The sequence below is a fragment of the Thiohalophilus sp. genome (assembly GCF_031581315.1).
Classification (GTDB): domain Bacteria; phylum Pseudomonadota; class Gammaproteobacteria; order UBA6429; family Thiohalophilaceae; genus Thiohalophilus.
In genome coordinates this window covers 1-10,206 of record NZ_JAVLAZ010000019.1, presented here as the reverse complement: position 1 = coordinate 10,206, position 10,206 = coordinate 1, and the positions used below count along the sequence as shown (strand labels likewise).

At 57.2% G+C, this 10,206-nt stretch carries 11 protein-coding genes; 2 read left to right on the top strand and 9 right to left on the bottom strand.

Annotated elements, in window-relative coordinates; all coding sequences use genetic code 11:
• Window positions 1–95 precede the first annotated feature (95 nt).
• The 8 genes from egtD to RI563_RS04185 form a co-directional block, all read right to left on the bottom strand.
• Complete coding sequence (gene egtD / locus RI563_RS04220; protein WP_310693101.1) at window positions 96–1,061, bottom strand: L-histidine N(alpha)-methyltransferase; 966 nt, start codon at window positions 1,059–1,061, stop codon at window positions 96–98.
• On the bottom strand, window positions 1,061–2,371 hold the full coding sequence (egtB, locus tag RI563_RS04215; protein ID WP_310693100.1) for an ergothioneine biosynthesis protein EgtB: 1,311 nt from the start codon (window positions 2,369–2,371) through the stop codon (window positions 1,061–1,063). The genes egtD and egtB overlap by 1 nt, the downstream gene beginning before the upstream one ends.
• An 86-nt stretch (window positions 2,372–2,457) precedes the next feature.
• Entirely contained in the window at window positions 2,458–2,724 is a 267-nt protein-coding gene (gene grxC, locus RI563_RS04210; protein ID WP_310693099.1) for a glutaredoxin 3, read from the bottom strand.
• Window positions 2,721–3,284, bottom strand: a complete 564-nt coding sequence (locus tag RI563_RS04205) for a hypothetical protein (protein WP_310693098.1) — start codon at window positions 3,282–3,284, stop codon at window positions 2,721–2,723. Before RI563_RS04205 ends, grxC begins: the two co-directional genes overlap by 4 nt.
• A 5-nt stretch (window positions 3,285–3,289) precedes the next feature.
• Complete coding sequence (locus RI563_RS04200) at window positions 3,290–4,420, bottom strand: hypothetical protein (protein WP_310693097.1); 1,131 nt, start codon at window positions 4,418–4,420, stop codon at window positions 3,290–3,292.
• A 12-nt stretch (window positions 4,421–4,432) separates the two neighbouring features.
• On the bottom strand, window positions 4,433–5,818 hold the full coding sequence (locus tag RI563_RS04195) for a DUF2201 family putative metallopeptidase (RefSeq protein WP_310693096.1): 1,386 nt from the start codon (window positions 5,816–5,818) through the stop codon (window positions 4,433–4,435).
• A gap of 19 nt (window positions 5,819–5,837) precedes the next feature.
• Window positions 5,838–6,881 carry an AAA family ATPase gene (locus RI563_RS04190; protein ID WP_310693095.1) on the bottom strand — a complete coding sequence of 348 codons (1,044 nt, stop codon included), beginning with the start codon at window positions 6,879–6,881 and terminating at the stop codon, window positions 5,838–5,840.
• 224 nt (window positions 6,882–7,105) lie between these two features.
• Complete coding sequence (locus tag RI563_RS04185; protein ID WP_310693094.1) at window positions 7,106–7,540, bottom strand: tetratricopeptide repeat protein; 435 nt, start codon at window positions 7,538–7,540, stop codon at window positions 7,106–7,108.
• Between the two features lie 415 nt (window positions 7,541–7,955).
• Between RI563_RS04185 and RI563_RS04180 the strand changes: the two genes are divergently transcribed.
• A complete protein-coding gene (locus tag RI563_RS04180) occupies window positions 7,956–8,153 on the top strand; it encodes a hypothetical protein (protein ID WP_310693093.1) in 198 nt (65 codons plus the stop codon).
• 264 nt (window positions 8,154–8,417) lie between these two features.
• Here RI563_RS04180 and RI563_RS04175 read toward each other — a convergent pair whose 3' ends face one another.
• The gene (locus RI563_RS04175; protein WP_310693092.1) at window positions 8,418–8,969 is read right to left on the bottom strand and encodes a hypothetical protein; all 552 of its coding nucleotides are present in this window, start codon (window positions 8,967–8,969) and stop codon (window positions 8,418–8,420) included.
• A gap of 206 nt (window positions 8,970–9,175) precedes the next feature.
• On the opposite strand from RI563_RS04175, the gene RI563_RS04170 reads away from it, so the two are divergent.
• Window positions 9,176–10,206, top strand: a 1,031-nt coding sequence (locus RI563_RS04170) for an Sfum_1244 family protein (RefSeq protein ID WP_310693091.1), incomplete at its 3' end; no start/stop codon positions are given.

Genomic DNA, 10,206 nt, shown 5'->3' with positions numbered 1-10,206 from the left:
GCGTTAATTCGCGTTTATTAGCGGACTGAATAATATTTCACTTTGCATCCTCCGCACCCAAACAACGGACATAAACGCAACTGTGGTAAAACCAATTACCCGGTGACGTCGAAGTAGTGCAGGCTAAAGAGCTGATCGGGATCGGTCCAGACCTGGCGGCTGGTGAAGCCGGCGCGCCCGGCCAGTTCAATGAATTCCTCGACGGTATATTTGTAGGAGCTTTCGGTGTGGATGGATTCGTTTTTGTCGAAATCGAATAACTGACCGTCAATCTTCAGTTGCTGGGCCTGTTGACTGACAAGATGCATTTCAACCCGACCCAGCGTGTCGTTGTAAAAGGCGTGATGTTCGAACAATTCGGGATCAAGTTCGCCAGCCAGCTCCCGCCGGATGCGGTGCAATAAATTCAGATTAAACGCGGCCGTCACGCCCTCGCGATCGTTATAGGCGGCATTGAGAATCGCCGGATCTTTTTTCAGATCCACGCCGATCAACAGGCTGCCCTGCGGCCCGGCAACGGGAATCAGATTACGTAAAAAAGTTTCAGCCTGTTCGGGCTCGAAGTTGCCAATGCTGGAACCGGGGAAAAAAATTAATTTACGACTGACCGGCGGACAGAACGGCAAGCTCAACGGTGCAGTGAAATCGACACAGGCCGCGTGCACTTCCAGCCAGGGGTATTCCTGCGCTACCTGATCGGCCGCCTGATACAGAAAATCACGCGAGATATCCATTGGCAGATAGGCGGCCGGGCGCAGGATATCCAGCAGCAGTCGGACTTTTTCGCTGTTGCCACTGCCCGGCTCGATCAACAGGCAGCGTTCGCCGATCAGTTCGGCGATCGCATCGGCATGTTGTTGCAACAGCGCCTGTTCGGTGCGGGTGGGATAATAATCCTCGGTGCGACAGATAGCATCGAACAGTTCGGAACCGCGTTCGTCATAAAAAAATTTTGGCGGGATCCGGCGTGGACGCCGCTTGAAACCGGCGATCACCTCCGCGTAAAAATCCGCCTCTGGCGGATGTTCGTCATAATAATAAACCGACGGCATGGCCGACATCAGATATCCTCCGCCAGGCGTATCCCGGAAAACTGCCATTGATCGCCGGGATACAAAAAGTTGCGATAAGTACGGCGAATATGATCGGCCGGGGTGACACAGGAACCACCACGCAGCACATACTGGCCACACATGAATTTACCGTTGTATTCACCCAGCGCTCCGTCGGGCGATTTGTATTTGGGATAGGGTGCATAGGCACTCTGGGTCCATTCCCAGACATCGCCATACAGTTTGGTCACGCCCTGCTGGTCGCCCTCGCCGGCAACCGGTTGCAGGTATCCGCGACTGCGCAGGTTCCCTTTGACTGGCAGGTTCTCGGCCGCGGTCTCCCATTCGGCCTCGGTTGGCAAGCGCTTCCCGGCCCAGCTGGCGTAGGCCTCGGCTTCAAAATAATTAACGTGCGCCACCGGGGCATGGGGGTCAACCGGCTGCATGCCACCCAGAGTATAGTGCCACCATTGACCATCGCGGTTTTCCCAGTACAGCGGCGCGTGAAACTTACCCTGTTTGATCGCCGCCCAGCCGTCGGATAACCACAATTCGGGGCGCAGATAACCCCCATCTTCGATGAAGGCCATGTACTCGGCATTGGTGATCGGGCGCGAAGCGATGCGAAACGGCGGCTGCCAGATATCATGCTGGGGCCGCTCATTGTCGAAAGCGAATCCTTCTTCATCAGCACCGAGTTTTTTCAGCCCGCCGGTAAAGCGAACAAATTCGAGCGGTTGTTCGCTGCCCGCCGGCGTCTCAATCTCCCGATAGGCGGGACGCAGGGGATTCATACCGAGAATGTGTTTGATATCGGTGAGCAGCAGTTCCTGATGTTGCTGTTCATGATGCAGGCCCGTGACCAGGCGCTCCTGAATTTGCGCATCGCTCATCCGTGGCGACTCAATCAGTCGCAGCATCGCCTCATCGATGTGAGCCCGATAGGTATAGACTTCCTCCACGGAGGGACGGGATAACAGGCCCCGTTGCGGGCGTGGATGATAGGTGCCCACCTGTTCGTAATAGGAATTGAACAGACGCGCGTAATCGGGATGAAATTCCCGGTAATCGTCCAGATACGGTTTGAGCAGGAAGGTTTCGAAAAACCAGCTCACGTGGGCCAGGTGCCATTTGGGCGGACTGACATCCGCCATGGTCTGCACACCGTAATCCTCGATCATCAACGGTTCACAGATCAGTTCACTGGCCTTGCGGACCCGTTGATAGGACGAACGCAATTCGTTGTTGTTCTGACGTTCTGTCCCAGGTTCTGTCTCGGGTCCGGTCTGGAACTCTGTGGATTCCGGCGTAGCGGCCATGCTAATCCCCTGCAATCGTTATCTGTTTATCGAGTCATGATGACTCAAAACATTACCATTGAATCATGACAAACGACAGACAAAGGTCAAGGTTTGGTCTTTTTCTCCACGAATGTCATCAACTGTCCGCGTTTATCCAGCCTGGTCAGTTCATCATAGCCGCCGATGTGACGATCATTAATAAAGATCTGCGGGACGGTATCCCGCCGACTGCGTTTGAGCATTTCACGCAATTTGCCTTTGGACAAATCGACCCGGATTTTTTCAAACCGGATACCGCGTTTGCGTAACAACTGCTCGGCACGCTGGCAGTAGGGACAGGCTTTGGTGCAGTACATCTGTACCCGATTCATGGGATCACGTCATCTTCGTCCGGTGGCAGATAGCGGATATGGGTGATCTCGATCTTCTCGAAGTGTTCATGCAACCAGCGCCAGATCATCCGTTCGGCCATTTTGACCGCGGTTTCCGGGGTATCGCGATGCCGGATGGAGGTGGCAATGATGGCAACCTTGACCCGATCGGGGGTGAAGTGTTCCCCCAGGCGCAGCAAGGTGTTGTTCTGCCCGGGCCGCACGGTCGGCATGGTATAGGCAAGCGCCTGAATCGACTCGAAGCGGATATTGGAAAATACCGGTCGCAAGCGGGTTTTGATCTCTTCACGTACCAGACCGGTAACCAGCCAGGTCATACTTTCGACCGCATTGAGCAGGTCGGAATCGACGCCGCCGTGTTCGAGGAAATAATCCAGCGCCGGATAGTAACCCAGGCTGTTCCGCTGTGCATACAGGGCGACCTGCTGCGCCAGTTCTTCTCCTACGACTTCGGGACTGGCCACCATGTGCTGCTCCAGCACCGGCCGGGGGACCTGAACAACGAACGAGGCGGCCACTCTGGAAAACTGAAGCCCCATCGCTATCAGGACTGGCCGAGCAGCCGGTTGGCGTGTTCGAAAAACGGTTGGCTCACCGGTTCGATCTTGCGCCGCATTACCGAGCCGATGGAGTCAGTCACGGCAAAAATCGGGTTGATCACCGGCACACCCAGTTGCGAGAGCACCAGTGCCGATTCGAGCAACGGCTGATGCGCATCGGACAGGGCCTCGTGCACCTCGCGCGCCGGAGCAGGCAACTGCCGGGGATCCTCGCAACACTGGCGGGCGTTGGCCAGCACGCTACCGACCTCACGGCACGGCGCGCAGCCGGGATGCAGATCGGCAAAATAATCTTCAATGGCCTCCAGCAGAGCCACTACGACGTCCTGGTTAGCCGGTTTTTTCATCACCTGGCTGGCGGTCTTGAGAAACGCCTGGCCGGGCGCATCCAGGGTTCGCTGCAGCTGGCGTGCCGCCGGGTTGCCCTCTTCGATCAGGGGCGTCAGGGCACCGCGTAGCGTATCCAGCCCCGGGTGAGGCGCGGCCGGTTCGGGCAGAGCATCCGGCAGGGTTCTCAAGAACCCGACCAGATAGGCGTTCTTGCGCTGTCCCTTGGCCCACAGATCCTGTTGGGTCGCCTCGTCCACCAGGCCCGGTTGCAGCACCAGCCGTACCGACTCGACAATGTCCCGCGGCTCTTCTTCAAACGGCAGAAACTCGAGCAAAAAATCGGCCAGCACCGGCCCCATCTCGCCCTGCACCACCGCTTCGCGGCGCAGCATGCAGCGGGCGTTTTCCGAATTGGGCATGGCCCACCAGGCGCGCCGGGCCAGATCGTCGGTCAGCCCTTCGGCGTGCACTACGGCCACCACGGCCTCGGACTCGCCCAGCTGCAGCAGTTTGTCCAGGCTCTTGTCCTTGGTCTGGCCCATGCGGGTCCAGCGGCGCAGAAACACCGGATAGCCACCCGGCGAGCCCAGCACGTGGGTGGAGATCAGCTCCTTGACCTGCTTGATGTACTGCTCGTCACGGCAATTGGGATTGAGCGGGATCGTGGCCTCGCCCTTGTCAGAGAGGCCGTAGACGATCATCTTCGACTCATCGATGCGGATCGCCTGCAGATCCTGGTTGAGCAGCACATTCAGGCGCAATGCGTCTTCGTTGGACAGTTCCATGCGTCTATTGTATCAGTTCAGCTGGATGCGCTGGCCCCAGGGCACCGGCGCCTTGCCCTTGACCAGCCAGATCACCGGGAAACCCGGCTCATATTTGGGGAATTGTCCCTCGGCATCGGTGAAATAGATGAGCAACTCGGGATAACGGTCCTGGCGTTCGGCCCATTCGAACACCGGCACGAACGAGGTCCCGCCGCCGCCTTTGATCGACATCGGCTTGGTGAACTCATCCCACGGCTCATATATCCAGGGACCCTCCCCGGACAGCTCGGCATCGCAGGCGATCAGGGTAATGCGGGCGCGCATCTGGCCCTTGATGGCATCAATTTCCGAGATGAACGTCTGGATCTCGGCATCAGAGACCGAACCGCTGGTATCGATCGCCACCACGATATCCACCTGCTGACTGCGCAGGCTGGGATAAATCGCCGGATCGCCACGCCGCGGATTGGGCCGGGTATAACTGTAATCGTCCCGGGCCACCGAACTCATGTAGCGTGCCAGCAGCGAGCGCCAGGGCAATTCGGGCTGGAGCAGAAAATCCACCAGCCGGGCCATGTCCTCGCCCAGCTTGCCGGCCTGCATGGCGCTCTGGGCTGCACCGGCCAGGCGCTGTTTCCACTGGACACTGAGCGCCTCGCGTTCGCTGTGTGACAGTGGCGCGGGCTGTGGGGCCCCCTCGGACGAGTCGGATTCATCCGGCTGGGGGCTCGAACCACCGCCCTTGATTTCGTCCTCGTCGAGCTGCGGGCTCGTCCCGTTACCGTCGGATTCGCTGTCGCTATCATCATCCGCGTCGCTTTTGCCGCCCTGGCCCTCGTTGGGCTGTGAATCGGGTTCCTGGTCGTCGTTATCGCCGCCCTGTTCGCTCGGCTGGTCCTGCGGGGACGAGGGGGTTTCGGTCGGCGGTTCCATGTCGCCCTGCGGATTCTCACCGTCCGAATCGGACTCGTCGTAGACATGCTGATCCTGCGGCGTCTCGTTCTCGAAATCATCCAGCATGGGATAGATCTCTTCGGCGCTCATGCCGTCGAACGTTGGCTGATAAAGCGCATTGGGCGGCGGCGTCAGGCCGTCCTTGATCAGGATCGGATTGACCGCGAAATCGCAGGCCAGGTCCCAGCGATGGCGCACCCGGTGCTGACGTCGGGCAAAGTGGGACAGCGCGCAGTGCAACGCCTCGTGGGCCAGCACGAACTGGGTCTGGGCCAGGCTCAGATCATCGATATATTCGGCGTTGTAATAGAACTTGCGGGCATCGGTGGCAGTGGTCTTGCACCATTTGGGATCGGCCTTGACCATCGGCAGGCGCAACACCAGCGCGCCGAGAAACGGTTTGTCGATAATCAGTTTGGTCCGCGCGGCGGCCAGTTTGGTTTCCAGATCCTGTTCGCTCATGACGACTCGTCGATCAGGGTCAATTATACAGCATCACATCGGCGACTTCGTTGGACCACCTGGCGAACTGTGGCACGCTGAAGAGTTCCTGGCCGATAGCCCGGTGCATGTCGGAGACCAGCATCACGCCCATCTCCTTCTGCGGGAAGACACTGGCGTAGTCGAGAATATTGCCGTGCACCTGTTGCGCCTCGTCACTCTCTTTGGCCTTGATCGCCCGGCCAACCAGCGAGGCGGCCACGGCGTACTGCAGATCGATCTCTTTGGGCGCCGAGACCGGCTCGCCGCGTACAATCGCGTCGATATCCGGCAGCTGATCCAGATTGTTGATAAAGGCGTTCAGCTCGATGCCGGCGGCCGGACCGACACAGGCCTGCAGGGTGCCCAGGCGAATGTCATTGTGGTGTTCGAACTTGTGCAACGCGCGGCTGGCAAACTCCCAGGAGCGCGGCGAGGGAAACGCCATCGGGTTGTGGGCCGGGTCGAATTCAAACAGTAGTTCAGGACGAAAACGGACGAACGCGATGACCCGGTCATCGACACCGTGCTGATAGGCCCAGGCCACCCAGTCGTCCAGGTTCACCTCGAACTCGAAATGCGAGAAGCGGTTGGCCAGCGGCGCCGGCATGGTATAGGTGACACCGCGATCGCCCTGGCGGTTACCGGCAGCGAAGATCGCCCAGCCGTCGGGAATCTCGTACTCGCCCAGACGCCGATCGAGAATCAGCTGATAGGCCGCCGCTGAGACACTTGGCGTAGCTGAGGTAATCTCATCCAGAAACAGAATCCCTTGCGAACCATGACGCTCGGCATCGGGCAAAATCGCCGGCACCGCCCACTCCACCGTCTCACCGTTGCGAAACGGAATCCCGCGCAGATCGCTGGGCTCCATCTGCGACAGACGAATATCGATCAACGGCACCTGATGCTGCTCGGCAATCTGGGCAATAATCTGCGACTTGCCCACCCCGGGCGGCCCCCAGATCATCACCGGCGTATGCTGCCCCTCGCGGGCGCTTAAAAATTCCTTGTCGAGAACCGAGACCAAATGTGCTGGACGCATAAACTAGACTTCCACTTTTCAAATTAACTGTAAATAACGCGGAGGTCGCGGAGACGCAGAGTCGCAGAGTAAAACGATTATTAATTCTCACACTTTGAACTTGCTCAGTTCAAAGCGCACTGGCTATGAGCTTTTAACTACTGACTCATGATTGTTTTTGTAATCCACAAAACTCTCCGCGCCTCCGCGTCTCCGCGACCTCCGCGTTGACTTCCACCGCTCTCTCAGAATCCGGCCTTGGCGTACCATTTCTGGGCTTCTTCGGCGTCCTGCGGGACGCCCTTGCCCTCTTCGTACATCAGTGCCAGGGTGGTCATGGACCCTGCCAGGCCCTGTTCGGCGGCTTTTTTAAACCACTCGACCGCCTGGGCTTCGTCCTTGTCGACGCATTCGCCTTCCAGGTACATGAAACCCATGCCGTGCTGGGCCAGGGCGTGGCCCTGATCGGCGGCGGCGCGCATCCATTTGAGCGCCTGCTCGTCGCTGCGCACCACACCCAGTCCGTTCTGATACATGATCGCCACCCGGTGCTGGGCCTCGGCGTCGCCCTTTTCGGCGAACGGCATCAGCATCGGCATGGCGCGCGAGAAGTGTTTGGCCTCGAAGGCCGACATGGCGCTGGAAAATTCCACTTCTTCGGTGCTGTTAAAGTCGGACATGTGCAAGGCTCTCCATCCGGTTTTGTGTACGTGAATCTGCGAGTATATCCTGATTTACTTAACCTAGTCACGTACTGGGTTATTATTCCCTTTGATACAAGGGCCTCCCTCTATGGGGATATACGTGATAAATCAGGGTTTTTGTACACTACTGTCACGCCGGCGTCTGTCTGGTTGTCACTGGCCATCTCAGTCAGAGACAAACCACCGCTTGTCGGCGGAAAAACGGGATTTACGCGCCAGACTCTGGTATATTTCGCGGCCATTGAGCACGGCAAGCCGGACAGGCGCAACGCGCGACAGCGTGTCGCTGATTAAATTTTGCTCTGGCCCTTGACGGTTGAAAGCCCCGTGGGCTGGAAGCGACTGGTATTACTGAACTTGCGATAATCTGCTGAACATAGAGGAGACTCTCATGAAACAAGAATATTATGACACCGTCACCAAAATGGAAGAAATGGGCGTTGACCCCGAGTACATCCAGGGCTGGCAAGGCGGCTACCTGCACAACCCCGAGCGGGAAGAACAGCGGGTAACCGAAGCCTACAGCGCCGGTTTTGAAGACGGCAAGGCCCAGAACACCGAAAACTTTTCCAAGTGGGTCAAGAAATAACCACAACTGAAAAGTAACAAAAAAGCGGGCTTTGGCCCGCTTTTTTTGTGCCCAATTATCCCGCAGACGGATCATTTAACGCGGAGCGTCAGGCCATTTACGTTTACCAGTCCGCAAATGCACGCGAATAAACGCAAATCAATTCTTGCCCTGAATCTTTATTGTATAGGCGTTTATTTGCGTTTATTAGCGGACTGAATAATCGCTTGTTTTGCTTCTATTCAGCAAAACGCTTTGAATGACAGCCATAACGATAACTATTTGTTATGTGAAGAGGTTCGGCATCGCCCGGCGCAGGTGTTTGACGATTTCGGGCACTTCGGCATCGATAATCTGCTGGCCAATCCACTGCTTGTCTTTCTCGTTGAGGACTTCCTTGATGAAGTCGCTGAAGATGCGCTTCATGCCGAAGCTCGGGCCATTCTCGGCGGAATAATCGCACTCGGCATACTCGGCCATGCGGTGGTTGACCAAATCGATGAATGCCTGACGATACTCGCCGCCGCCCATGATATCGCGCATGTTGTCTTCGTAATGTTTGGCGCATTTGCTCACCAGCTCGGTCATGAAGGCCTGGCGCTCGTTCTCGTCGAACTGCTCGTAGGTCATGCGATCGGCCAGGTGGACGCAAAAAGCGAGATACTCGGCGATGATTTCCATCCGGTGCTTCAGGGTGTTGGTTTCGAAATCGGCCTTTTCCAGGTTCAGGACGCCGTTCATGGCGATTTTCCAGATGTTGTAGGCCAGGGCCCCGGCGATCTGATCGAAACTGTGGGTCGCTTCCTTGTTGTGCCAGCGGGTCTTTAAACGCACCATGATTGCCTTACCTTCTAATGTCGGGGCGCCTGGGCGCCGGAGTTTGCTCTGTAACTGGATGAAAAACCCATTATAAGTAATTGATTATTAATGGGTAGCACCATTTATTTCAACGTGCTAATCTGTATACCAGAGTATTTTACTAAGTTACTTGCCGGAAAAACAAGATTATACTCCGGTTTGGCCGATAATGAGGAACGCATTCGATGAGTCATGAGATGCAACAGCTGCAGGAGACGGTGCAGCGCAACTGCCACATTGCCGATGCCAGTCATGCCGGGGATTACACCCTCTGCATTTACCTGATGAAAATGCGCGAATTCTTTCGCTGGGAAGCCGGTGAGACGTATTCCGCTTCGCTCGATAACAAACAGGTGGGTAGCTGGCTGCGCGAGCGTGAAGCCCTGTGGGACAGCCTGCAGACCGAGGACTTCAATCCCATGCAGATTGGCGATGCGCAATATGACCCGTTCGATTCCGGTCCCATCAACGACGCGTTACGGGACGCCGGGCTGGTCTACAGCGGCGGTCTGGGTATTAACAACAAGCCCCATTTCTTCCTCGCCCGGCTCGAACGTCACGATCAGTACAACGGTTACAGCCTCTACGTGGCCGACCAGGAGCTGGCCCGCGATCTCACCTCGCCGCCGGCCATGGCCCAGGGCAACAATATCTATATTCGCCGCGAATCCCTGAAGCGTATGTTATGGGAGAAGCTCGAAAGCTGGAACTGGAACCAGCCCGACAACGCCATGGGCAAGGCCCTGGCCTATTACGACTTCAAGTCGGATGTCGATCGCGCCCTGGAAGCGATGACCGACAATGAACTGGAAACCATCCTGCTGCATGAAATCGGTGAGATCCGTGCTGGCGAGCGCCTGGGCCAGAAATGGGAAGAGCTGCTGATCACCCTGCCCTACACCAAAGCCGAACTCATGTTACGGGCGGTACGCGATCATCTGGCCGACGCGATCAGCACTCTGCCCGCGTTGCTCGAAAAGGAGAACGAACCGTCCCTGCATTTTTATTTCGGCAACCTGACCCACATGCGCAAGCACCTGTCGCCGTCGCTGATGGACGCCTACCGGCACTGGCAGGAGACCGGCAATCGCAGCAAGCTCGAGGAAATGGCCGATCGCAACGAGGAACACTGGTCGCAGCTGACCGAGGAAATCCTCAAAATCGAGCCCGATCCCGAACGCCAGTACGTGGCAGCCATCCAGGACCTGATCGAAAA